The following is a 23480-nucleotide window of genomic DNA, read 5'->3' on the forward strand; positions in this document are numbered from 1 at the left end:
AAACCGTCAGACCTTCGACAGGCCTGCATCCAATGCTTCGCCGATTTTCGTCACGTCGGCGGCGGTGATGATGAGCGGCGGCGACAGGATGATGGCGTTGCCGGAGACGCGCAGCATGACACCGGCCTCATAGGCCGCCTCCGAAACCAGGGCCATGGTCTTCTTGTCGGCAGGCTTCTTGGTGGCACGGTCCGAGACCAGTTCCAGCGCCGCCATCAGGCCCTTGTATCTGACATCGCCGACGATCGAGTGTTTCGCCTTCAGCCCCTCCAGCGCGGCCGCGAGTTCGACGCCCCGTGCCGCCGCGTTCTCGTTCAGGCGCAGCCGTTTGGTCTCGGCAAGCGCCGCCAGACCCGCCGCGCAGCCGACCGGGTGGCCGGAATAGGTATAGCCGTGGCCGATGGCGCCGAAGCTGGTTTTGTCGGCCTCGAAGACATCGGCTACCTTGCCGCCGATCAGCGTGGCGCCGAGTGGGAAATAGCCCGAGGTGATCGCCTTGGCGATGGTCATGAAATCCGGCTTCACACCCGACAGCCGCGAGCCCGACCAGGCGCCGGTACGGCCGAAGCCCGTCACCACCTCGTCGGCGATCAGCAGGATTTCATGGCGGTCGCAGATCTCGCGCACCAGCGGCATGAAGCTCTCATGCGGAACGATGACGCCGCCGGCGCCGAGAACCGGCTCCATGATGAAAGCGGCGATGGTGTCGCCGCCCTGGAAGGCGATTTCGTCCTCCAGCGCCCTGGCGCAGAGTTTTGCCAGCCGCACTGGGTCGGTCTCATCGAACGGGTTGCGGAAGGTCCAGGGCGCGGGAATGTGGAAGACGCCGGGCAGCAGCGGCTCGTAGTTGCGGCGGAAATTGGCGTTGCCGTTAACCGACGCGCCGCCGAAATGGGTGCCGTGGTAGCCCTTCTTCAGCGCCAGGAACTTGGTGCGGTCGGCCTGGCCGCGGATCTTCCAATATTGCCTGGCCAGTCGCAGTGCCGTTTCGACCGAATCCGAACCGCCCGAGGTGAAGAAGGTCCGCACCATGCCTTCTGGCTCGAACCATTCGCAGAGTTCGTAGGCGAGTTCGATCGACGGTCCGGTCGAAGTGCCGCGAAAGCCGGAATAATAGGGCAGCGCGCCAAGCTGGTCGGCGATCGCCTTCTTGATCGGGTCGCAGCTGTAGCCGAGATTGACGTTCCACAGGCCGCCGACGGCATCGAGCACGGTGTTGCCGGCGATGTCGGTGACCATCACGCCCTCGCCCTTCATGATCACCTTTGGCGGGTTGGCCCGCATCTCGGCCGGATGCGCCATTGGGTGCCAGATCGGCTTGGCGTTGGTTTCGGTGAGAAAATTGATGTCGCGCATGAAAGGGCTCCGCAAAAATCTCAGGCAGCTGAAACGAGGTCGAAATGGCCGAGTGCTTCGGCATAGGATTGGGCCGGGTGAGCAACGTCGAAATGAAGCGTGCGCATGCCGGCAGCACAGCCGCCATCGACATTGCGCTGCTGGTCGTCGACGAAGACGCAAGCACCCGCCGGCAGGCCGAGCGCTTCGGTGACCAAGGCATAGGCGCGGGGGTCGGGTTTGAGGATGCCGGTGTAAGTGGCGTCGACGATCGTGTCGAACAGGCCGAGCAACGGCAGCCGCTGGCGGAAGTCGGCGCCGTAGAACAGGTCGAGTTCATTGGACAGGATGGCCAGTCGAAAGCCGGCCGAATGCACCGTGCGAATGGCGCTGTCGGCTTCGGGCCGCACCACCTTTTCCGGCTCCGCGCCACGCGCGCGCCGGACGAAGGTTTCCATCGCCTGCCAGTCCTCGCCGACGAGAAGGCCAACCTCGCTTGTGCGGGTGCGCCAATAGTCGCGCTCGCTGATCTCGTCGGCTTGCATGGCGCGCCACAGCGGATCGCTGTCCGGATCGAACGGCCCGCGCCATTGCAGCGTCCCCGGCGTGAGGCCGAGCGCCTGTTCGGTCAAGGCGTGGGTCTCGAACAGTGTGCGGGTGACGACGCCGCCGAAATCAAGGACAAGCGCCTGGGCGGGAACAGCACTCACGCTGCCACTCCCTTGGCCGGCTTGCCGCGCGGGACGATGCCTTCCTCGACCCAGCGGTCGAAGATCTCGAGCGCCTTGCCGACGAAGTCGTCGCTGTTGATGTGAGCGTCGATCTCGTGGAACTCGACCCCGGCGGGAATAGCCCTGCGCATTTCGTCAGTGAAGGCCGCGAGAGCCTCGGGTTCATAGAGCGGCTCACCCTGCACGTCCCATTCCTGGATGCCTCCGGTTGGCAGGATGAAGGCGGAGCGGCCTTTCGCGGCACCGAGCTTGGCGGCGATGGTCCTGGCGACCTGGCGGCGATCGTCGGCATCGACGGTGACCGAAGCGATCAGCCTGTTGTGGGCATGAAACGGCCGCGTCGAGAATTTAGCCGGCAAATCCTGCCAGGTCGGCAGATCGACCATGTCGACCGCCCCGGGGGCGGCGATCTGCGGAGTGCCGCGAGCGCCGGCATTCTCCAGCCGGTCGGTGCCGGAACTGACGACGGATCCCGCGAGATGATTGGTGATTTCCTGCAGGCTGAAGTCGAAGACCGCGCAGAAATGATCTTGGCCGGCGATCGATTCGAAGGCGCGGCCGCCCATTCCGGTGGTGTGGAAGACGGCAACGTCATAGCCGCGCCGTTCCAGGGCCGGCTTCAGCGTCTTCATGTAGCGCAGGCAGCTGCTGCCGAGCGAGGTCATGCCGATGGTCGGCCCCGGTGCCTGCGCCGACGCGCGAGACGCCAGTACGATTTTAGCCGCGCCGACGACCGCACCGCAGGCCTGCGACAGGACCAGCCTGCAGATCGAGTTGAGGCCGTACAGTCCGCCCGCCCAGAGGATCATCATCAGGTCGGGGGCGACGCGCTCGGGCGGGATGAGATGCGAATAGGCGATGGTCGAGACGACGAATTTCGGCACGCCGAGCGGCAGGCAAAGCGCCACGTCGAGCGCCAGATCGGTTCCCATGGAGCCGCCTATGGCAACGAAGGCGTCGATCTCGCCACTTTGATGGAGCTTGCGCACCAGCTGCACGGCGCCGCCGGCCATCAGCGTCATGGCGGTGTTCTCATCACCGCTCGAAACGATCTCGGCGATCGTCACATCTACAGCCCGGGCCACGGCGTGCTTGTCGTGGTCCGGGCTGTAGGGCGGGTCGCCCAGCACGCTGACATCCATCATCACGGCGCTGCCGCCCGACGCCTCGATGCACTGTTTCATGAACAGCAGCTCTTCGGCCTTTGTGTCGCCGGTGCCGATGACCAGGATGCGGGGCGCTGTCTCCGAGGGCATCAGGCCTGCCTCCTCAAGATTTGCAGGTTTTCGCCGTTGAGGCGCATGGAAATCTCCCGTGCCGCCTCCCTCACGGCAAGTCCCCGTTCGGCGATCGCGGCTGCCGTCGTTCTGGCCTTTGGCGCCGCCACCGCGATGGTGCCGAGCGCAAAGCCATCCGGCCCGCGGATTGCCGCCGCGACGCTGATCACACCTTCCTCATAGCCCTGGTCGCAGATCGAATAGCCGCGCTCGCGCGCCTCGCTCATGGATCTTGAGATTGCGGCCGGCTCGATCAGCGTATGGGCCGTGAAAGCGTCGAGCGAACCCGTCAGGCACGCCTTGACGGTCTCGTCGCGTGCAAAGGCCAGATAGGCGATGCCCGACGCGGTCGAATGCAGGGGCAGCAACTGACCGATGTCGATGTTGACCCGGTTCGCCCATGCCGGATGCTCGACATGGACGGTGACCAGCCTGTCGACGCCGAATTCCGACAAATGCACGGTCTCGGCCGTCGATGCCGCCAGATCCCGCACCAGCGGAACAGCTGTCTGCAGGAAGGGAAAGCGCGCCTCGCGGATGCGAGCCAGCCGCGACAGGCCGGCGCCGAGGCGATAGTGCCGCGTGCCCGCATCCTGCTCGACAAAACCATGGCCGGCCAGCGCAACCAGCAGCCGCCTTGTCGTCGCCTTGTCGAAGCCCGAGCGGCGCGCCAGATCGGACAGGCCGAGCTCGGGCTCGTCGACGCTGAACAGCTCCAGAAGCGAGATCGCTTTTCCGACCGTACTCAAATTTGCCTCCCGGTTCGGGACAATCATTTAACGTGTGAATTAACTTGACAGGCATCGGCATTGTTTGCAAGTCTATATTCAAAATAACGGTTCGAATAATGAACCGACCACCAGAGTGCATGGGACAGGCCATTCGGCCGGCGAGCCTGAGGGTTTGCAAACAGGAGGGATCAATGACGGCAGTTGCAGAACAGGCGCCGGCCAACAGGCTGCGCAAGAACAGTCTTGGCGTCGGCGCCATCACCTTCATGGTGATTTCGGCGGCCGCCCCGCTCACGGCCGTCGCCGGCGGCACGCCGCTCGGCATGCTGATGGGCAATGGCGCCGGCTTTGCCGGCACCTATCTGATCGTGACGGTGCTGCTGCTTTTGTTCGCGGTTGGCTATGTCGCCATGTCACGCCATGTCGGCAATGCCGGCGCCTTCTATGCCTATGCCGCGCGCGGCCTCGGCAGCATGGCCGGCGGCGCCACGGCGCTGATCGCCATCCTGTCCTACAATGCCATGCAGATCGGGGTCATGGGCCTGCTCGGTGCCGCGACATCAGGCCTGTTCGCCGGCTGGGGCATCAATTTGCCCTGGTGGGTGTGGAGCTTCATCGCCATCGCGCTGGTGGCCGTGCTCGGCTACCGACAGGTCGACCTCTCCGCCAAGATCCTGACGGTGCTGGTGCTGTGCGAATATCTTGTGGTGCTGGTCCTCGACATCGCCATCCTCAAGACCGGCGGCGACAGCGGCCTGTCGGCGGCGCCATTCAGCTGGAGCCAGATCGTCAGCGGCTCGCCGGCCATCGCCATCCTGTTCTGCTTTGCCGCCTTCATCGGTTTCGAGGCGACGACGATCTATGCCGAGGAGGCACGCGATCCAAAGATCACCATTCCGCGCGCCACCTATTTTTCGGTCGTGCTGATCGGTGTCTTCTACATGCTCACGGCATGGCTGATGGCGGTCGGCGCCGGTGTCGACAAGCTGCTGCCGACGCTGCAGGGGCTGCAGGATCCGACGACCTTCCTGTTCGGCCTGTCGGATCGTTACGCCGGCACGATGCTGTCGCAGGCGATGAGCATCCTGTTCGTGTCGAGCCTGTTTGCCGGCGTGCTGGCGTTCCACAATGCGGTTGCGCGCTATATCTATGTCTCGGGCCGCGAAAAACTGTTGCCGCAGACGATCGGCGTGACGCATGCGGTGCACCAGAGCCCGCATGTCGCCTCGGTCATCCAGAGCGTGCTCGCCGCGGTCGTCGTCGGCCTCTTCGCCGTGCTCGGCCTCGATCCGGTGCTGGCGCTGTTTTCGTGGCTGACCAATGTCGCGACGCTCGGCGTCATCGTCATGATGGCGGTGGCCTCGCTTGCCGTGGTGATGTTCTTCCGCGCCAATCCATCGACGCAGGAGAACGCGATGAAGACCACCATCCTGCCCGGGCTGACCTTCATCGCCTTCGTCATCATCATCTACCTGATCGTCATCAATTTCGGCAGCCTGTCCGGGGCCGGCGGTTTCCTTGGCGTGTTCCTGCCGGGGCTGGTGCTGATCGCCGCGATCGTCGGCCTGCTGCTGGCCAGCGCGCTGAAGAGCCGCGATCCGGTCGCGTTCAAAAACCTCGGCCAGCCGCTGAAAGATTGAGGAAAGCAAAGGGGCGGCGTGCCACGCCGCCCCTTACACCACAAAGGGAGTGGCGGATTTGAGCTTTGCCGAAAATATCACCGTCGAGGCATTGGAAGCAGATCCCTACCCGATCTATGCAGAGCTCAGGCGCAGTGCGCCGGTCACCTTCGTGCCGGCGGTCAATCTGTGGTTCGTCACCCGCTGGAAGGATGTCGAGAGCGTCGCCAAGTCTCCCGACATCTTCTCCGCCGTCGTCGGCTCATCGCCGGTCGAGCGCTCCTTCGGCAAGCCGACCATCCTGACCACCGATGGCGAGACGCACAAGCAACTGCGCCAGGGCGTAGACCCGAAATACCGGCCGCGCACCGTCGCTTCCTATGCCGGCGACCTCGTGCGGTCGATCGCCGAACCTTTTCTCGACCAAATTGCGGAGCGCGGCTCGGCCGAGCTGATGGCCGACTATTTCGAGCCGGTGTCGACGCTCAGCCTGGCGCGCTCGCTCGGCCTTGCCGACATCGACATGCCGACGCTGCGCCGCTGGTTCTACGGCCTTGCCCAGGGCGCCATCAATTTCGAGAACGACGCGAAGCGGCAGCAAATAGCCGACGCGATCAGCGCCGAGGTCGGCGACGCCATCCTGCCGACGCTGGAGAGGCTTGCGCGTGCGCCTGACGACTCCGCGCTGTCGCATATGCTGCATGACGGCATGCCGGACGGCACGACACGGCCGATCGACTTCCTGATGCCGAGCATCAAGGTCATCCTGCTCGGCGGCATGCAGGAGCCCGGACATGGCGCCGGCTCGATCCTCGCCGGCCTGCTTTCGCATCCTGAACAATTGCGGCAGGTGCTCGACGATCCCGAGACCTTCGTGCCAAAGGCGGTCGATGAAGGCTTGCGCTGGGTGGCGCCGATCGGCACGCAGACGCGGCAGACGACACGGGCGGTCGAGCTTGGCGGCGTGACGATTCCAGCCGGTGCCGCCGTCGCCGCACTCGTCTCCTCAGCAAGCCGCGACGAGAGCCGCTTTGCCGATCCCGACCGCTTCGACATCAACCGCGACGAAGGCAATCATGCCGCCTTCGGCTTCGGCCATCATTTCTGCTCGGGCCGGTTCTTCGCGCGTGAGCAGATGTGCCTTGCGGTAAGACTGCTGCTCCAGCGGTTCCCCGATCTCAGCCTTGTGCAGGGCAAGGAACCGGTGTTTCGCGGCTGGGAATTCCGCGCGCCAACCACATTGCATGTTTCCCTTGGAGTCCGTCACCCATGATCAGTCAGAGTGCCATCGACACGCTGCGCAGGACGGAGATCGGCGCGCGGGGCCTGTTCATCGATGGCGTGCAGATCGAGGCAACAAGCGGCGCAAGCCTGCCGGTGACGTCGCCGATCGACGGCCGATCTTTCGCCAGCATCGCCGACGGCAACGCCGCCGATATCGACCGCGCCGTGAAGTCGGCGCGCAAGGCGTTCGAGAAGGGCTCGTGGTCGCGATCAGCGCCGGCCTTTCGCAAGAAGGTGCTGACGAAATTCGCCGAGCTGGTCGAAAAGCATGCCGACGAGCTCGCCGTGCTCGGCGTGCGCGACAATGGCACCGAGATCGGCATGGCCTACAAGGCCGAACCGCTCTCGGCGGCAGGCACCCTCCGCTACTATGCCGAGGCGATCGACAAGGTCTATGGCGAGATCGCGCCGACCGCCGACAATGTGCTGGGACTGATCCACAAGGAGCCGCTCGGCGTCGTCGGCGTTATCGTGCCGTGGAACTTTCCGCTGATGATCGGCGCCTGGAAAATCGCGCCGGCGCTGGCCGCCGGCAATTGCGTGGTGGTCAAGCCGCCGGAAATCGCTTCGCTCACGCTGCTGCGGCTGGCCGAACTGGCAAGCGAGGCCGGACTTCCCGCCGGTGTGCTCAATGTCGTCACCGGCCGTGGTTCGGTTACCGGCGAGGCGCTCGGCCTGCATATGGATGTCGACGCCATCGCCTTCACCGGTTCCGGCCCGGTCGGCCGGCGGCTGCTCGAATATTCCGCTCGCTCCAACCTGAAACGCGTCTTCCTCGAACTCGGCGGCAAGTCGCCCAACATCGTCTTTGCCGATGCTCCCGACCTAAAACAGGCGGCGGGCGTCTCGGCCAACGGCATTTTTCGCAATTCCGGCCAGGTCTGCGTCGCCGGCTCGCGCCTGCTCGTCCAGGCGTCGGTCTATGACCGTTTCATGGACGAGCTTCTCTTGGCAACGACCCGGCTGAAAGTCGGCGACCCGCTCGATCTCTCCAGCGACATCGGTGCGGTGTCGAGCGCCGAACAGCTGGACAAGAACCTCGGTTTCGTCGCCAGGGCCACGGAAGAAGGTGCCCGTCTCGTCACCGGCGGCGAACGGATCCTGACCGAGACCGGCGGCAGCTACATGGCGCCGACGATCTTCGAGAACGTCACGCAAGACATGCAGCTTGCGCGTGAGGAGGTGTTCGGGCCCGTACTCGGCGTCATGCGCTTCGAAACCGAGGAGGAGGCGGTTCGGCTTGCCAATTCGACCGTCTACGGGCTTGCCTCCGCGGTGTGGACCGCCAACCTCTCCACCGCGCATCGCATGGTGCGCGCCATCAATGCCGGCGTCGTCCACGTCAACACCTATGGCGGCGCCGACATCACCGTGCCGCTCGGCGGCGTCAAGCAGTCGGGCTTCGGCCGCGACAAGTCGCTGCACGCGCTGGAGAAATATCTGGAACTCAAGACCGCGTGGATCGCGCTTTGAGACCAACCGTGGCGCTGGCCTGCCTCCGAATCTGACCTTCCCACGGAGATGCCCAGGATCGCCTTAGATCCGGCGGCGGTCGGCCGAGCGCCATCTTGTTCTCTCTTCGTTGGAATTTTTGAGAGAATATTCCTGGCTTTGGCGAGAACGGCGAAACGCGTTCTTTGATTAAATCAATAGAATTCCTGACGATGTGATCAAGGCTAGGCAGTCCGCTTGGCCGCATGACTTCACAACCGCAGAGATCAATCATGTCCGACTTCAAAAACACTTTGCCATCTTCCTTAGGGTCAACCATCAACCGGCGCAGCGGCTTGGCTCTGCTGTTCGCATCGGCCGTAGCGATCGGTAGCCTGATGGCACCGCATGCATCGTTCGCCGAGGACAAGAAGGCGATCAAGGTCGGCATCATCAGCGGCGAGGACGAGGATGTCTGGCGCGTCGTCGTCGCGCAAGCCGCCGAAAAGGGCCTCGCCATCGAGACCGTGGTGTTCAACGACTACACCCAGCCCAACGAGGCGCTGGAGCGCGGCGAAATCGACGCCAACGCCTTCCAGCACCAGCCCTATCTCGACAACCAGATCAAGACACAGGGCTATCACATCGTGCGTGTCGGCTATACCGGCGTCTGGCCGATCGGCCTCTACTCGAAGAAGTACAAAGCAGTCGCCGACCTGCCCGAGGGCGCGGTCGTCGGCGTGCCGAACGACCCATCCAACGAAGGCCGGGCGCTGCGCGTGCTGCAGAACGAGGGCGTGATCAAGCTGAAAGACGGCACCGGCATTCTGGCCACCACCGCCGACATCGCAGAGAATGCCAAGAAGGTGGTGATCAAGGAACTCGACGCCGGCATCGTCGGCCGCTCGGTCGAGGATCTCGACGCGGCCGTGGTCAACACCGACTGGGCGCTGAAAAGCGGCCTGACGCCGGAAAACCGCATCGCGCAGGAGCCCATCGCCGACAATCCCTACCGCAATTTCATCGCGGTGAAGGCCGGCAACGAGAACGAGGCCTGGGTGAAGACGCTGGTGGCCTCCTATCAGAACGAGGCGGTGAAGGCCGAGTTCGACAAGGTCTACAAGGGCACCGGCCTCAGCGCCTATTGATCCGATCGTCGACCGGACGCCCGGTTCGAGAGCAACAGCGGTCCGCGCTCAGGCGCGGGCCGCGATTGCGTTTTCGGAGAACAGGAACATTCATGAACCAGCATATCACAGCATCCGGGGACACCACCGATCCGACCCGCGCCCGGCCCGACGCATCTCAGGATGTCGTGCGCCTCGTCGACCTGAATCGCCGCTTCGGTGTGACGGCGGCGCTCGACGGCATTTCGCTGACCGTGCGCAAGGGCGAGATCCTCGGTATTATCGGTCGCAGCGGCGCCGGCAAGTCGACGCTGATCCGCTGCCTGAACGGGCTGGAAAGGCCTGACTCCGGCGAAGTGTTCATCGAGGGCCGCGAGATCAGCCGGCTAGGCGAGCGCGACCTGCAGCCGTTGCGGCGACGCATCGGCATGATCTTCCAGCATTTCAACCTGCTGTCGGCCAAGACCGTCGAGGACAATGTGGCGCTGCCGCTGAAGATCGAGGGCCGCCCGAAAGCCGAGAGGCTGAAGCGCGCCGCCGAACTGCTCGATCTCGTCGGCCTGTCGGAGAAAGCAAAAGCCTATCCGGCGTCGCTGTCGGGTGGCCAGAAGCAGCGCGTCGGCATCGCCAGGGCGCTGGCAGCACGGCCGGCGCTGCTTTTGTCGGATGAAGCCACTTCGGCGCTCGATCCGGAGACGACGCGCTCGATCCTTGCGCTGCTCAGGGATATCAACCGGCAGCTCGGCCTGACCATCCTGCTGATCACCCATGAGATGGAGGTGATCCGCTCGATCGCCGACCGCGTGGCGGTGATCGATGCCGGGCGCATCGTCGAGGAAGGCCCGGTCTGGTCGGTGTTCGCCGACCCGCGCTCGGACATCACCAGAAGCCTGCTCGGCGCCATCCGGCCGCAGCTGCCAGCCGAACTGGCGGCCCGGCTGCTGCCGGGGGCCGGCGCGGAGACGATCCTGCGCGTGGATGTGGCCGGCGAAGCGGCAAGCGGGCCATTGCTGTCCGACCTTGCCACGGCTGTTCCAGGCACCTTCCGCCTCGTCCATGGCGGCATCGACCATATCCAGCAGCAGCCGGTCGGCACGCTGTTCCTTTCGGTTCCCGGCAGCGATGCAAATCATCTCGCTGACATCATCACATTCCTGAAGGCCCGCCAGGCGCGGGTGGAGGTGCTTGGCCATGTCGCCGATCCTGTTTGAACTTCTGCTGCGTTCGATCTGGGAGACGGTGCTGATGACGGCCGCCTCCGGCCTCATCTCGCTGGTCTTCGGCCTGCCGCTCGGCCTGGCCTTGATCGCCACCGAACGCGGCGGGATTGCCGAAAGCCTGTGGGTGAACCGGTCGCTTGGCGCCGTCATCAACGGCTTCCGTTCGGTGCCCTTCATCATTCTTCTGGTCGCGCTCATCCCGGTGACGCGGCTGATCGTCGGCACCTCGATCGGCACATGGGCGGCCATCGTGCCGCTGTCGATCGCCGCCACGCCCTACTATGCGCGCATCGCCGAAGTGTCGCTGCGCGAAGTCGATCGCGGGCTGATCGAGGCGGCGCGCGCCATGGGCGGCAACCGCTGGACGATCATCCGCGAGGTGCTGGTGCCGGAAGCCCTGCCCGGCATTGTCGCCGGCTTCACGGTGACGCTGGTGACGCTGATCGGTGCCTCGGCCATGGCCGGCGCCATCGGTGCCGGCGGCCTCGGCGACCTCGCCATCCGCTACGGCTATCAACGATTTGAGACGTCCATCATGATCGCCGTGGTCATCGTGCTGATCATCCTGGTCTGCGGCATCCAGTGGGCGGGGGACCGGCTGGTGGCGAGGCTGGATCGGCGGGGGTGAAAGACTGGCTGATGGCACGGCCGGGGACGGGATAGGCGGAGGCCTTCCCGCCACCAAACCGTCTGACGCCCGGCTTCACCCGCCAAAGCTGCCCAGCCGCGTCGGCTGCGTATAGCTGCGGTCGACATAGAGCAGGGCCGAGCCGCCGCTGCCGTGCCGGACATCGATGACGCGGCCGATCATGACATTGTGCGTGCCGACGATATGCACAGTCTCGATCTCGCAATCGAAATTGACGATCGCATCCGACAGCGCCGGCGTACCGGAGGTCAGCGTCTGCCAGCGTGCGGCGGAGTAGCGCGCTTCCATGTCCCTGGTCGCGCCGGCGAACTTTCCCGCCAGATGCATGTGGTCATGCGTCAGCACGTTGACGCAGAAGCGCTGGTTGGACAGGAACATGGCGGCCTGCGTCGAGCGCCCGTTCATGCACACCAGCAGCGTCGGCGGCTCGTCGGAGACGCTGCACATGGCGGTGGCGGTGAAGCCGCCGCGCCCTGCCGGGCCATCGGTGGTGACGATGTTGACCGGCGCGCAGACCCTCGCCATGGCGTCGCGGAAATCGGTTTTCGAAATCTGCGTGGCCATCTGGTTTCACTCGGCCGTTGAGACAAGCGGATTGAACCAGGTATCGCCCGTCCAGCCATTCTCGTCATAGTCGGCCATGCAGGTGTCGACGAGCTCTTCCATCGCCTTCAGCCGCCCGCCGCGTTCAGCTCCTTTCAGCACCTGCAGCCGCACCTCTTCCGGCGCGCCGGCATAGTTGAGCTCGTAGAGCGCGTGACGGCCGCCGAACTCGGTGCCGGTCGCGTCCCACAAAAGCTTCATGATCTTGATGCGCTCGATGTGGCCCATGTCGTTGGAGCCGCGCACATATTGCGCCAGATACTTGTCGATCTCGGGGTTGTTGAAGTCGCGCACCGACGACGGCAGGTAGATCAGCCCGGACGCGATCACCCGGCGCACGGTGTCGATGACGCGCGGATAGGCTTCCGACATGAAGGTGCGGTAGGCGAGCGCGGCTTCCAGATTGGGCAGCACCGCACCATTCGCCCACGGGATCGGGTTGTAGGCCATGGCGTTGGAAAAGCTCCAGAACATGTGCCGCAGTGCAATGACCTCGCCCAGTGCCGCCTGGTTGCCGCGGAAAGCATCGCCGCCCGTGGCGCGCAGCGCCTTGGCCAGCAGGCCGGCGAGGAAATCGAGCTTGACGGCGAAACGCGTGCAGCCCTGGAAGCAGTAGCCATGCATGAAGCCGGACGCCGGGTGGAAGGACAGGATCTTCTGCGCATCGCGCAGCACCAGCACGTCCTCCCAGGGGATGAAGACATTGTCGAGCACCAGGATCGCGTCGTTCTCGTCGAAGCGTGACGACAGCGGATAGTCGAACGGCGCCGCCACCGTGTTGGCCGTCTGCTCGTAGGAGACGCGGCAGAACATCTTTATGCCCGGCGCATTCATCGGCACGATGAACATCACCGACAGCGACGGATCCTCGGTGACCGTCGCCGATCCCTGCGCCAGGAAGTTATAGTGCGTCAGCGCCGAGGACGTCGCCACCACCTTGGCGCCGGAGACGTAGATGCCGGCATCCGTCTCCTTGGTGATGTGGACGAAGACGTCCTTCACCTGTTCGGCCGGCTTGTGGCGGTCAATCGGCGGGTTGACGATGGCATGGTTCATGAACAGCACGGCTTCCTGGGCACGCCTGTGCCAGGACAGGGCATTGTCCCTGAACGGCCCGTACCAGTCTGCATTGGCGCCGAGCGTATTCATCAGCGCCGCCTTATAGTCGGGCGTGCGCCCCATCCAGCCATAGGACATGCGTGACCACTCGGCGATCGCCGTCTGCTGGGCGGCGAGTTCGCCAGAGGATTTGGCGACGCGGAAATATTTGTGGGTGTAGCCGCCCGAGCCGGTGTCGGTCGGCGAAGTCAGCGTGTCCCGTCGCAGGGGATCATGCAGCGCATCGTAGAGGCGCGCCAGCGACCGCGCCGAATTGCGCATCGACGGGTGCGTGGTGACATCGGCAATGCGTTCGCCATTGATATAGACCTCGCGGCCGTCGCGCAGGCTCTCCAGATACTCGGCCCCGGTGAACGGCCGTGCCTTGTCGGCGCGGAAGTCTTCTGATCGCATGATGGTCCTCCTCTTGAGTCGCAACACTAGCGCCTTGGGCATGCATCGGTTATGGACGGAACGGCAAAACCGATTGGACTTTTTCAGGCGCCATGAGCCAGAATTCCATCCCCGACTTCTTCGTCTATGGCGAGCCTGTGCGGCCGCTCGATGTCGGGTTCCTGCATGTCGAGACGGTGCTTGCGCGCAGCAATATCCATCTTGGTCAGGTTGCGGCGCACAAGCATCCGCAGATGGGCCAGATCACCTACTGGACCAGCGGCTCCGGCACCTACCGTATCGAAGACCGATCCTGGGACTTTTCGGCGCCTGCCGTCAGCTTCGTGCCGAGCGCTGTCGTGCATGGCTTCTCGATCGGACCCGGCACCGATGCCATCGTCGTCTCGGTCGCCGACGGCGCGCTCGCGGCCATCGCCGCTCACAGCCTGCTGCCGCTGGACAGGCCGGTCTTTGCCGACGGTCTGCCACGACACGCAGCGTGGGCGAGACTGGCGGCGGTGCTGGAGATGATCGCCGCCGAATATGCCGAGGCGCAAGCCGGCAATGACAGGGTCCTGCCGGCGCTGATCGCCGTCGCACTCTCCCACATTGCGCGCCTCAGCCCCGGCGTGACCGCCTCCGCCGCCTCTTCCGATGCTTCGCTGGCGCGGGGCCTGCGTCGGCTCGCCGACACGCATTTCCGCGACAACTGGCCGGTCGATCGCTACGTCGAGGCGCTGGCCACCACGCCGCATCTTCTCGACAAGGCTGCCCATGCGGTTCTGGGCGCCGGCGTCAAGCGGGTCGTCAGCGAAAGGCGGCTGCTGGAGGCCAAGCGCCTGCTGCTGTTCACCGTACGCACGGTGGAGGACATCGCCTACGAGATCGGCTTCGACGACCCGGCGTATTTTTCACGGTTCTTTCGCGCGCGAGTCGGCGAAGCGCCCGCCGCCTGGCGCCGGAAGCACTTGCAGGGCCATTGATCCTGCGTGAAATGCAGACCCCGTGACGCGCAATCCTCGATGTTGCAGCCACAGCCACTTTTTCGTGAAGCTGAACGGGTTGATCCCTTCGCCTGCCTGCCTAGGTAGAAAGGAGCGGCGGGTGCCACGCAAATCTGACATCGGACCAATCTGACGGTCGGCATGATATTTTCCTGCATTCAAAAGCTTGCCCTTCCTATTCTCTTCGTTGGCATCCAGTCTTCCTGCGTCGTTCCCGACGATACGTCGCGCGTGGCCAAGGTTGACCCCACCGCGGCGGCGGCTCGCAAGGAGATGGTCGGCCTCAGCGAAGCCGACGTCCGCATGTGCGCGGGGTTTCCGACCGCCACCGCGGACGCCGGCCGATCGGGCCAGATCTGGTCCTATAAGCGCGTCGTTCAGCGCGGCAATCTCAGCATCGTCGTCCCAACCATGGCATTGGGCGCGATCCCGGCGGTCGGTGGCTCCGTCAATGTCGCTCCCGGCGGTTATTGCGATACGCAAATTCGCATGGTCGACGGTCGCGTCGCCGAAGTTGCCTACGCCGGCGACAACAATATGCCGAACAGGCGCGACGCGCTTTGTGTCAGCACGGTGGACGCCTGCGTGACCTATGCGCGTCAACACGGTCAGAGGCCAGTGGCAGCGAAACGGCGATGACGGTCACGCAAATATCGTTGAGGGCTTGACTGACCCGCCGGACAGAATACGCTAGCGCAAAATACCGGCTCTGATCGCCGGGCGGCAAGAATGCCTCGTATGCCTCGCCCTCCCGGCGCTGGCTGCGAGGCATTGTCATTTTGGGGATCTGTTTGAAACGGCGTATCGAGATCGGCATCCTATATTCCCGCTCGGGAAGCTATCAGCTCGTCTCCGATGCGTGCCGCATCGGCGCCATGCGCGCCATCGCCGACATCAACGCCGATCGCAGCTCAGGTATCGAACTGGTGCCGGTCGAGCGCGATCCGCAAAGCAATGCCGACCGCTACGCAACGCTGTGCGAGGATATTTTCAGGACCAGCAGCGCGCGCCATGTCGTCGGGTGCGTCACCTCGTGGAGCCGCAAGGAAACCATTCCGGTGCTCGAGAAGGCGGGCGGCATGCTGTGGTACGCCTGCCCCTATGAGGGCTTCGAGGCCAACGAGCACGTCGTCTACATGCACGCCTGCCCCAACCAGCATCTGGTGCCGTTGATGGCGCATGTCGTGCCGCGTTTCGGCGCCAACGGTTTCCTGCTTGGCTCGAACTATATCTGGGGCTGGGAGATGAACCGCGTCGCCCGCGACCTGATCGCCGATGCCGGCGGCAAGGTTCTGGGCGAACGCTATCTGCGCATCGGCGAGACCGACGTGTCGCGTCTGATCGCGGAAATCCGCGCCACGCGGCCGAACTTCATCCTCAACAACCTGATCGGCACCTCGTCCTACGCCTTCCTCGCGGCCTATCGCGACCTAGGTCACGAGGATGCCGCCTTCAGTCCCGAGACTTGTCCCGTCATCTCCTGCAACCTCACCGAAGGTGAGCTGCCGGCGATCGGTGAATCCGGCAAGGGACATCTATCGGTCGGGCCGTACTTCGCGCCGCGGCCGGCCGCCTTCGCCTCGTCTTTCGAGGCCTCCGCCTATGCCTCCGTGCAGGTGATGGCCGACGTGCTCTCCAGCAATCCCGAAGCCGGTCCGGCGGAATTTTCCAGAGCCTTCGCAGAACGCCGCTTCTCCACCCGGCTCGGGCCGATCGCCATCGACGCGCACTCGCAGCACGCCACATTGCCGGTGATCATCGGGCGGATCGCGGACGGCTTCTTCGAGGTCGTCAGCCGCGAAGACGAAGTCGCGCCGGATCCCTATCTGTCGCGCTACGACCCGGCAAAAACATTCGGCCGCCCACGCCTGAGGGTGGTGTCGTGACGAGAGCCCCACGCATCCCCAATCTCGGCGGCGCCAAGGCGTTTATCCTGCATCGCCCGCATCCGACGGTGCAGGCGATCACCAGGCAATTGTCGGCCATCGGCCTGATCACGCTGGACTGCTGGCCGGAACTGCCGCCCGAGGCGCTGGCGGCCGATTTCGTGTTCTTCGACGCCGATCTCGGTTTCGACGAGCAGTTCCCCTGGAAGCCGGGCGAGGCGCCGATGCCGCTGGTGGCGCTGATCGGCTCCGAGGCGCCGGGCCGCATCGAATGGGCGCTGTCGCACAAGGCCGATGCCCAGCTCCTGAAGCCGGTCGGCAATGCCGGCGTCTACAGCGCGCTGCTGATCGCGCGCCAGAGTTTCGAGGCGCGAAAACACCTGGCCAGTGAGATTGCCTCGCTTCGCCAGCGCGTCGCCGAGCGCCAGACCATCGTGCGCGCGGTCACCGCACTGGCGAAAGGCACCGATGACGGCCGCGCCTATGCGCAGCTTCGCTCGCTGGCTATGAGCTGGCAGATCAGCGTCGAGGATGCCGCGCGGCGGATCGTGGCAATGACAAGTGAAGAAGCAACAGGGGAAGAAGGCGGCGATGACCAGTCCCATCGCGCCTGATCTCACCGCGCCAGGGCGCATGCCGGTCAAACCACGCGCCGGCGTCTGGCGCCGGCTGGTCAGGCGCCGTCTCGCACTGCTTGGGCTGATGATCGTCGCCATTGTCGTTGCCGGCGCCGTGCTGGCGCCATGGCTGACTGGCTATGATCCCAACGAGCAGATGTTCGACGGCCTGACCATCGAGGGCTCGCCCTTGCCGCCGGATGCAAAATTCTGGCTGGGCACCGACCTGCTCGGCCGTGACCTGTTGACCCGCATCCTCTACGGCGCCCGCACCTCGCTGATCATCGGCATCGTCGCCAATGGCGTGGCGCTGTTCATCGGCACGCTGGTCGGTGTTGTCGCCGGCTATTTCCGTGGCTGGATCGGCAGCGCGCTGATGCGCTTCACCGATTTGATGATGGCGTTTCCGGCACTGCTGCTCGCCATTTGCCTGGCGGCGGTGTTCGAGCCCAGCCTGTGGATCGTCGCCATGGTCATCGCGCTGGTCAACTGGGTGCAGACCGCCCGCGTCATCTACACCGAAACCTCTTCGCTGGCCGAGCGCGAATTCATCGACGCCGAACGCACCATTGGGGCGAGTGCACCGCGCATCCTGTTTCGCCACATCCTGCCGCATCTGCTGCCGACCATCATCGTCTGGGGCACGCTCGGCATCTCGACCACGGTGCTGCTCGAGGCGACACTCTCCTTCCTCGGCATCGGCGTGCAGCCGCCGACTGCGTCCTGGGGTAACATCATCTTCGAGAACCAGACCTATTTCCAGGCCGCACCCTGGCTGGTGTTCTTCCCCGGTGCTGCGATCCTGGCGCTGGCGCTCGCCTTCAACCTGATCGGCGATGCGCTTCGCGACATCCTCGATCCGACGCAAAGGGGCCGGGCATGATCGCCTATCTCGGCCGCCGCCTCATCCAGTCGCTGCTGATCCTGCTCGGCGTCTCGCTGATCACCTTCGCGCTGCTCTATCTCCTGCCCGCCGATCCGGTGCGCCAGATCGCCGGTCGCAGCGCCACGCCGCAGACGGTCGAGAACATCCGCCAGCAGCTCGGCCTCGACCAACCCTTCATCGTCCAGTACTGGCGCTATCTCACGAAGCTCATCAGCGGCGATCTCGGCCGCTCCTACATCCAGCGCTCCGAAGTCACCGAGCTGATCGTCTCACGGCTGCCGGCCAGCTTGTTGCTGATGGTCGGCGCCATCCTGTGCGAGCTGCTGCTCGGCCTGAGCATGGGCCTGATCGCTGCCGTCAAGCGCGGTACCGCCACCGACCAGACGCTGATGGTCGCCTCCTTCGTCGGCGTTTCGGCGCCGCAATTCGTCGTCGGCCTGCTGCTGCTCTACGTCTTTGCCGTGCGGCTCAGCTGGTTCCCGATCGGCGGCTATGGCACCTGGCGTCATCTCGTGCTGCCGTCGCTGACCATGGGCATACTCGGCGCCGGCTGGTACGCCCGCATGATGCGCTCGTCGATGATCGATGTTCTGCGCCAGGATTATGTCCGCACCGCCCGCGCCAAGGGTCTGGCGCGCCGCGCCATCCTCTTCCGCCATGCTCTGCCCAACGCCATCCTGCCGGTCATCGCCATGATCGGCATCGACATCGGCATCTTCATGGGTGGCATTGTCGTCGTCGAGAGCGTGTTCGGCTGGCCTGGCATTGGCCAACTGGCGTGGCAGGCCATCCAGCGCGTGGACATCCCGATCATCATGGGCGTCACCCTGGTCTCGGCCTTCGCCATCGTGCTCGGCAATCTGCTGGCCGACGTCATCGCGCCCTTCATCGACCCCCGCATCAAGCTCAGATGAAAATGAAAACCAGACAGAGAAAGGGAACATAAAAATGAAAAAGTTTCTCGCATCCACGGTAGCGGCATCGGCGCTGGCGCTGATGCTCGGCATGACAAGTGTTCGCGCCGAGGACACCGTCGATCCGAACGCCAAGCAGGGCGGCGCCATCACCATCACCTACAAGGACGATGTCGCCACGCTCGATCCGGCGATCGGGTATGACTGGCAGAACTGGTCGATGATCAAGAGCCTGTTCGACGGGCTGATGGATTACGAACCTGGCACCACCAATTTGAAGCCCGACCTTGCCGAGAGCTACGAGATAGCGCCCGACGGGAAGACCTTCACCTTCAAGCTGCGCCATGGCGTGAAATTTCACAATGGCCGCGAAATGACCGCCGACGACGTGAAATATTCGCTCGACCGCGTCACCAATCCAAAGACCCAGAGCCCCGGCGCCGGCTTTTTCGGCTCGATCAAGGGCTATGACGATGTCGCCGCCGGCAAGGCCGAGAGCCTCTCCGGCGTCACCGTCGTCGACCCCTACACGGTCAAGTTCGAACTGACCCGCCCCGACGCCACCTTCCTGCATGTCATGGCCATCAACTTCTCGCATGTCGTGCCGAAGGAAGAGGTCGAGAAATACGGCGCCGATTTCGGCAAGCATCCGGTCGGCACCGGCGCCTTCAAGCTCGCCGAGTGGACACTCGGCCAGCGCATCGTCTTCGAGCGCAATGCGGACTATTGGCACAAGGGCCTGCCGCATCTGGACAAGATCACCTTCGAGATCGGCCAGGAGCCGATCGTGGCGCTGTTGCGCCTGCAGAAGGGCGAGATCGACGTGCCCGGCGACGGCATTCCGCCGGCAAAATTCCAGGAGGTGATGGCCGATCCCGAGCAGAAGGCGCGCGTCGTCGAAGGCGGCCAGCTGCACACCGGCTACGTCACCATGAACACCACCATGGCGCCGTTCGACAATGTGAAGGTGCGCCAGGCGGTCAACATGGCGATCAACAAGGCGCGCGTCATCCAGATCATCAACGGCCGCGCCGTGCCGGCTAACCAGCCGCTGCCGCCGTCGATGCCGGGCTACGACAAGGAGTACAAGGGCTACCCCTATGACGTCGCCAAGGCCAAGGCGCTGCTTGCCGAAGCCGGCCATCCCGATGGTTTCGACACGCAATTGTTCGCCATGAACACCGACCCCAACCCGCGCATCGCCCAGGCGATCCAGCAGGATCTGGCGGCCATCGGCATCAAGGCCAGCATCCAGTCGCTCGCCCAGGCCAATGTCATTGCCGCCGGCGGCGACAAGGCCGGCGCACCGATGATCTGGTCCGGCGGCATGGCCTGGATCGCGGATTTCCCGGATCCGTCGAACTTCTACGGCCCGATCCTCGGCTGCGCCGGTGCGGTGCCGGGCGGCTGGAACTGGTCGTGGTATTGCAACAAGGATCTCGACTCCAAGGCGGCCGAGGCCGACTCGGTGGTCGATCCCGCCAAGGCTGGCGAACGCGACAAGATGTGGAGCGCCATCTACGACAAGGTGATGGAGGACGCGCCTTGGGCGCCGGTCTTCAACGAGCAGCGCTTCACCATGAAATCGGCGCGCATGGGCGGCGCCGACAACCTCTATGTCGACCCGGTCCATATCCCGATCAACTACGACAATGTGTACGTAAAAGATGTGCAATAACTGCGACTACACCATCCACGGGCGCCAACATCATTTCGGCTGGGACAATTCGTTTGCCCCGGCCGAGCGGGTGGCGCCTGGCTCGACCATCGAGTTCCAGTGCCTGGATTCCTCCGGCGGCCAGTTGCAGGCCGACAGCACGGTCGCCGACGTCGCCAGGCTCGACTTCGCCACCGTCAATCCGGTGACCGGGCCGATCTTCGTCGAGGGCGCCGAGCCGGGTGACGCGCTGAAGGTGACGATCGAGATGTTCAAACCGTCCGGCTTCGGCTGGACGGCCAACATTCCCGGTTTCGGGCTGCTCGCCGACGACTTCAAGGAGCCGGCGCTGAACATCTGGAAATACGACGCTGCCTCGCTCGAGCCGGCGCTGTTCGGCAAAAATGCGCGGGTGCCGCTGAAACCCTTCGCCGGCACCATCGGCAACGCGCTGGCGGAAAAGGGCCACCACTCGGTGGTGCCGCCACGGCGCGTCGGCGGCAATCTCGACATCCGCGATCTCGCCGCCGGCACCACGCTTTATCTGCCGGTGGAAGTGGCGGGCGCGCTGTTTTCGGTCGGCGATACCCATGCCGCGCAAGGCGACGGCGAGGTCTGCGGCACGGCGATCGAAAGCCCGATGGACGTCGTGTTCAAGCTCGACCTGGTTAAGGACGCCAGGCTGAAGACGCCGCGCTTCACCACGCCAGGCCCGGTGACGCGCCATCTCGACGCCAAGGGCTATGAGGTGACGACGGGAGTTGGGCCGGACCTGATGACGGGTGCAAAGGAGGCGGTTGCCCAGATGGTCGACCTGCTTTCCACCCGCTACAGAATAGACCCCGTCGAGGCCTACATGCTGGCCTCGGTCTGCGGCGATCTCCGCATCAGCGAGATCGTCGACATGCCGAACTGGGTGGTGTCGTTCTACTTCCCGCGCTGCGTGTTTGAATGAGGTTGGGCCGGCGCTGCACCCCCCTCTGTCCTGCCGGACATCTCCCCCGCAAGGGGGGAGATCGGATGTCACGACGGGCTTCGCCACTTTTCAACGGTGACGAATGGACGCCGCGGCAAAGCCGCCAATCTCCCCCCTTGCGGGGGAGATGTCCGGCAGGACAGAGGGGGGTGTGCCGGAGTAAATCCCCCTCCGGGTCACACGCGCAATGATCGCCGCCAGCAAACCCATCCTCCACATCGCCAACCTCTGCGTCAGCGTGCGCGGCGAAGATGGCGAGCGCGAGGTCGTCTCCGACCTGTCGCTGACTTTGGCGCGTGGCGAGACGCTCTGCATTGCCGGTGAATCCGGCTCCGGCAAATCGATGACCGCACTGGCCATCATGCAATTGCTGCCGCAGCCCTCGGCACGCATATCGTCTGGGAAAATCCATCTCGGCGATACAGATCTGACAACTCTGGACGAGCGCCGGATGCGGCGCATCCGCGGCGACCGCATCGCCATGATCTTCCAGGAGCCGATGACCTCGCTCAACCCCGTGCTGTCGATCGGCCGGCAGCTCACCGAATCCATTGAGGCACACACCAGCCTGTCGCAGGGCGAAGTCCGCCGGCGCGCCATCGAGGCTCTGAAAGCGGTGCGCATTTCGGAAGCCGAAAGCCGGCTAAAGCAATTTCCGCACGAACTGTCCGGCGGCATGCGTCAGCGGGTGATGATCGCCATGGCGCTGGCGCTCGAGCCCGACGTGCTGATCGCCGACGAGCCGACGACAGCGCTCGACGTCACCGTGCAAGGCGAGGTGCTGGAGCTGTTGCGCGACCTGCAGCGCCAGCATGGCACCAGTGTCATCCTGATCACCCACGACATGGGCGTCGTCGCTGAAATGGCCGACCGCGTCATCATCATGCGGCATGGCCGCATGGTCGAAGAGGGGAAAACCGCCGACATCTTCGCCCGGCCGCAGGCCGACTACACACGCGAGCTGCTTGCCGCCGTGCCGCGCATCGGCAGCGGCGTCGGCCGCCAGAAATCCAGGGATGCCGAGGCGGCGACGCCGGCCAATGTCGCCGAAGTCAAGGACCTGCATGTCCGCTTCGACCTGCATGGCGGTTTCTTCGGTCGGGTCAATCGTCGTGTTCACGCCGTCGAAGGCGTCAGCTTTTCGATCGCGCCCAACGAGACGCTGGCGCTGGTCGGCGAATCCGGTTGCGGCAAGTCGACCACTGCCAAGGCGCTGGCCGGACTGGTGCCGTACACCGGCGACATCGTCATTAGCGGACGCAATCTGTCCGGCCTCGGCCGCGACGAGCGCAAGGCGGTGCGCCGCGACGTGCAGATGATTTTCCAGGATCCTTATGCCTCGCTCGACCCGCGCATGCGCGTCGGCGACCTCGTCGCCGAGCCGCTGGTCATCCACGGTATCGCCTCGAAGGAAGAGCGCCACGCCCGCGTGGCTGCACTGTTCGAACGCGTCGGCCTGTCGGCCGACCAGATGGAGCTCTATCCGCATGAATTCTCCGGCGGCCAGCGCCAGCGCGTCTGTATCGCGCGCGCTCTTGCGCTGCGGCCGAAGCTGATCATCGCCGATGAAAGCGTCTCGGCGCTCGACGTCTCGGTGCAGGCGCGCGTGCTCGATCTGTTGAAGGAATTGCAGCGCGAATTCGGCGTCGCCTATCTCTTCATCTCGCATGACATGGCTGTGGTCGAGAACATCTCCGACCGCGTCGCCGTCATGTATCTCGGCCAGATCGTCGAGATGGGCACGCGCGACCAGGTCTTTTCCAACCCGCGCCACCCCTACACCAGACGCCTCATCGAAGCCGTTCCGGTGCCCGATCCAGCCAAGCGAAGAAGCCGCTTCGCCCGCCTCGACCAGGAGATCCCGAGCGCCACCCGCAGGATCGGCGAGGCGCCGTTGAAACTGGCGCTGAGGGATGTCGGCAACGGCCACCTCGTCGCCGCCGAGGGCTGAGGCAAGTACCGCCGCGGGTCGCGGTTCACGTGTTTGTGTTTCTATCTCGGGCTCAACGCCGGCATTCTGTCCCCAAAGCGCATCGCTTCGA

21 protein-coding genes are annotated in these 23480 nt (G+C 64.5%); 15 read left to right on the plus strand and 6 right to left on the minus strand.

Annotation, left to right across the window (positions count from 1 at the left end; genetic code table 11):
* Positions 1 to 6: 6 nt before the first annotated feature.
* Genes NKJ00_RS04635 through NKJ00_RS04650 form a run of 4 tightly spaced genes read right to left on the minus strand, consistent with a single transcriptional unit; the run spans position 7 to position 4092 of the window.
* Complete coding sequence (locus NKJ00_RS04635) at positions 7 to 1356, minus strand: aminotransferase class III-fold pyridoxal phosphate-dependent enzyme (protein ID WP_352628945.1); 1350 nt, start codon at positions 1354 to 1356, stop codon at positions 7 to 9.
* Positions 1357 to 1376: 20 nt separating this feature from the next.
* A complete protein-coding gene (locus NKJ00_RS04640; protein WP_352628947.1) occupies positions 1377 to 2045 on the minus strand; it encodes an HAD family hydrolase in 669 nt (222 codons plus the stop codon).
* Complete coding sequence (locus NKJ00_RS04645; RefSeq protein WP_352628949.1) at positions 2042 to 3322, minus strand: Tm-1-like ATP-binding domain-containing protein; 1281 nt, start codon at positions 3320 to 3322, stop codon at positions 2042 to 2044. The genes NKJ00_RS04640 and NKJ00_RS04645 overlap by 4 nt, the downstream gene beginning before the upstream one ends.
* Complete coding sequence (locus tag NKJ00_RS04650; protein WP_352628951.1) at positions 3322 to 4092, minus strand: IclR family transcriptional regulator; 771 nt, start codon at positions 4090 to 4092, stop codon at positions 3322 to 3324. Before NKJ00_RS04650 ends, NKJ00_RS04645 begins: the two co-directional genes overlap by 1 nt.
* 173 nt (positions 4093 to 4265) lie before the next feature.
* Between NKJ00_RS04650 and NKJ00_RS04655 the strand changes: the two genes are divergently transcribed.
* From NKJ00_RS04655 to NKJ00_RS04680, 6 genes are all read left to right on the plus strand, one after another.
* On the plus strand, positions 4266 to 5714 hold the full coding sequence (locus NKJ00_RS04655) for an APC family permease (RefSeq protein ID WP_352628953.1): 1449 nt from the start codon (positions 4266 to 4268) through the stop codon (positions 5712 to 5714).
* Positions 5715 to 5772: 58 nt separating this feature from the next.
* A complete protein-coding gene (locus NKJ00_RS04660; RefSeq protein WP_352628955.1) occupies positions 5773 to 6966 on the plus strand; it encodes a cytochrome P450 in 1194 nt (397 codons plus the stop codon).
* On the plus strand, positions 6963 to 8450 hold the full coding sequence (locus NKJ00_RS04665) for an aldehyde dehydrogenase (protein ID WP_352628957.1): 1488 nt from the start codon (positions 6963 to 6965) through the stop codon (positions 8448 to 8450). Before NKJ00_RS04660 ends, NKJ00_RS04665 begins: the two co-directional genes overlap by 4 nt.
* Positions 8451 to 8701: 251 nt before the next feature.
* Entirely contained in the window at positions 8702 to 9556 is an 855-nt protein-coding gene (locus tag NKJ00_RS04670) for a MetQ/NlpA family lipoprotein (RefSeq protein WP_023810831.1), read from the plus strand.
* Between the two features lie 92 nt (positions 9557 to 9648).
* Positions 9649 to 10746, plus strand: a complete 1098-nt coding sequence (locus NKJ00_RS04675; protein WP_023810830.1) for a methionine ABC transporter ATP-binding protein — start codon at positions 9649 to 9651, stop codon at positions 10744 to 10746.
* Entirely contained in the window at positions 10727 to 11383 is a 657-nt protein-coding gene (locus tag NKJ00_RS04680; RefSeq protein ID WP_023810829.1) for a methionine ABC transporter permease, read from the plus strand. The genes NKJ00_RS04675 and NKJ00_RS04680 overlap by 20 nt, the downstream gene beginning before the upstream one ends.
* Before the next feature lie 75 nt (positions 11384 to 11458).
* Here the strand turns inward: NKJ00_RS04680 and NKJ00_RS04685 are convergent, their stop codons facing one another.
* Complete coding sequence (locus NKJ00_RS04685) at positions 11459 to 11968, minus strand: flavin reductase (RefSeq protein WP_023810828.1); 510 nt, start codon at positions 11966 to 11968, stop codon at positions 11459 to 11461.
* 6 nt (positions 11969 to 11974) lie between these two features.
* On the minus strand, positions 11975 to 13519 hold the full coding sequence (locus tag NKJ00_RS04690; RefSeq protein WP_023810827.1) for a 4-hydroxyphenylacetate 3-hydroxylase N-terminal domain-containing protein: 1545 nt from the start codon (positions 13517 to 13519) through the stop codon (positions 11975 to 11977).
* Between the two features lie 92 nt (positions 13520 to 13611).
* Between NKJ00_RS04690 and NKJ00_RS04695 the strand changes: the two genes are divergently transcribed.
* From NKJ00_RS04695 to NKJ00_RS04735, 9 genes are all read left to right on the plus strand, one after another.
* Positions 13612 to 14481: a helix-turn-helix domain-containing protein gene (locus NKJ00_RS04695; RefSeq protein WP_023810826.1), complete on the plus strand. Its 870-nt coding sequence runs from the start codon at positions 13612 to 13614 to the stop codon at positions 14479 to 14481.
* 252 nt (positions 14482 to 14733) lie between these two features.
* The gene (locus tag NKJ00_RS04700; RefSeq protein WP_245273201.1) at positions 14734 to 15141 is read left to right on the plus strand and encodes a hypothetical protein; all 408 of its coding nucleotides are present in this window, start codon (positions 14734 to 14736) and stop codon (positions 15139 to 15141) included.
* 152 nt (positions 15142 to 15293) lie between these two features.
* Positions 15294 to 16388: a transporter substrate-binding protein gene (locus NKJ00_RS04705; protein ID WP_023810824.1), complete on the plus strand. Its 1095-nt coding sequence runs from the start codon at positions 15294 to 15296 to the stop codon at positions 16386 to 16388.
* On the plus strand, positions 16385 to 17002 hold the full coding sequence (locus NKJ00_RS04710) for an ANTAR domain-containing response regulator (protein ID WP_023810823.1): 618 nt from the start codon (positions 16385 to 16387) through the stop codon (positions 17000 to 17002). The genes NKJ00_RS04705 and NKJ00_RS04710 overlap by 4 nt, the downstream gene beginning before the upstream one ends.
* A gap of 19 nt (positions 17003 to 17021) precedes the next feature.
* Positions 17022 to 17888, plus strand: a complete 867-nt coding sequence (locus NKJ00_RS04715) for an ABC transporter permease (RefSeq protein ID WP_196815320.1) — start codon at positions 17022 to 17024, stop codon at positions 17886 to 17888.
* Positions 17885 to 18805, plus strand: a complete 921-nt coding sequence (locus tag NKJ00_RS04720; RefSeq protein ID WP_127808395.1) for an ABC transporter permease — start codon at positions 17885 to 17887, stop codon at positions 18803 to 18805. The genes NKJ00_RS04715 and NKJ00_RS04720 overlap by 4 nt, the downstream gene beginning before the upstream one ends.
* 82 nt (positions 18806 to 18887) lie before the next feature.
* Complete coding sequence (locus NKJ00_RS04725; RefSeq protein WP_502895855.1) at positions 18888 to 20483, plus strand: ABC transporter substrate-binding protein; 1596 nt, start codon at positions 18888 to 18890, stop codon at positions 20481 to 20483.
* The gene (locus NKJ00_RS04730) at positions 20473 to 21417 is read left to right on the plus strand and encodes an acetamidase/formamidase family protein (RefSeq protein ID WP_352628961.1); all 945 of its coding nucleotides are present in this window, start codon (positions 20473 to 20475) and stop codon (positions 21415 to 21417) included. The genes NKJ00_RS04725 and NKJ00_RS04730 overlap by 11 nt, the downstream gene beginning before the upstream one ends.
* 208 nt (positions 21418 to 21625) lie before the next feature.
* On the plus strand, positions 21626 to 23389 hold the full coding sequence (locus NKJ00_RS04735) for an ABC transporter ATP-binding protein (RefSeq protein WP_352628963.1): 1764 nt from the start codon (positions 21626 to 21628) through the stop codon (positions 23387 to 23389).
* The last annotated feature ends 91 nt before the right edge of the window (positions 23390 to 23480 follow it).

Source organism: Mesorhizobium sp. M0227, assembly GCF_040321855.1.
Classification (GTDB): Bacteria; Pseudomonadota; Alphaproteobacteria; order Rhizobiales; family Rhizobiaceae; genus Mesorhizobium.

What these genes read in the sequence shown, in the direction of transcription:
- NKJ00_RS04635 (WP_352628945.1), bottom strand. Translation starts at nt 1,356, where the DNA reads ATGCGCGACATCAATTTTCTCACCGAAACCAACGCCAAGCCGATCTGG.
- NKJ00_RS04645 (WP_352628949.1), bottom strand. Translation starts at nt 3,322, where the DNA reads ATGCCCTCGGAGACAGCGCCCCGCATCCTGGTCATCGGCACCGGCGAC.
- NKJ00_RS04655 (WP_352628953.1), top strand. Translation starts at nt 4,266, where the DNA reads ATGACGGCAGTTGCAGAACAGGCGCCGGCCAACAGGCTGCGCAAGAAC.
- NKJ00_RS04665 (WP_352628957.1), top strand. Translation starts at nt 6,963, where the DNA reads ATGATCAGTCAGAGTGCCATCGACACGCTGCGCAGGACGGAGATCGGC.
- NKJ00_RS04670 (WP_023810831.1), top strand. Translation starts at nt 8,702, where the DNA reads ATGTCCGACTTCAAAAACACTTTGCCATCTTCCTTAGGGTCAACCATC.
- NKJ00_RS04675 (WP_023810830.1), top strand. Translation starts at nt 9,649, where the DNA reads ATGAACCAGCATATCACAGCATCCGGGGACACCACCGATCCGACCCGC.
- NKJ00_RS04680 (WP_023810829.1), top strand. Translation starts at nt 10,727, where the DNA reads ATGTCGCCGATCCTGTTTGAACTTCTGCTGCGTTCGATCTGGGAGACG.
- NKJ00_RS04685 (WP_023810828.1), bottom strand. Translation starts at nt 11,968, where the DNA reads ATGGCCACGCAGATTTCGAAAACCGATTTCCGCGACGCCATGGCGAGG.
- NKJ00_RS04690 (WP_023810827.1), bottom strand. Translation starts at nt 13,519, where the DNA reads ATGCGATCAGAAGACTTCCGCGCCGACAAGGCACGGCCGTTCACCGGG.
- NKJ00_RS04695 (WP_023810826.1), top strand. Translation starts at nt 13,612, where the DNA reads ATGAGCCAGAATTCCATCCCCGACTTCTTCGTCTATGGCGAGCCTGTG.
- NKJ00_RS04715 (WP_196815320.1), top strand. Translation starts at nt 17,022, where the DNA reads ATGCCGGTCAAACCACGCGCCGGCGTCTGGCGCCGGCTGGTCAGGCGC.
- NKJ00_RS04720 (WP_127808395.1), top strand. Translation starts at nt 17,885, where the DNA reads ATGATCGCCTATCTCGGCCGCCGCCTCATCCAGTCGCTGCTGATCCTG.
- NKJ00_RS04725 (WP_502895855.1), top strand. Translation starts at nt 18,888, where the DNA reads ATGCTCGGCATGACAAGTGTTCGCGCCGAGGACACCGTCGATCCGAAC.
- NKJ00_RS04730 (WP_352628961.1), top strand. Translation starts at nt 20,473, where the DNA reads ATGTGCAATAACTGCGACTACACCATCCACGGGCGCCAACATCATTTC.
- NKJ00_RS04735 (WP_352628963.1), top strand. Translation starts at nt 21,626, where the DNA reads ATGATCGCCGCCAGCAAACCCATCCTCCACATCGCCAACCTCTGCGTC.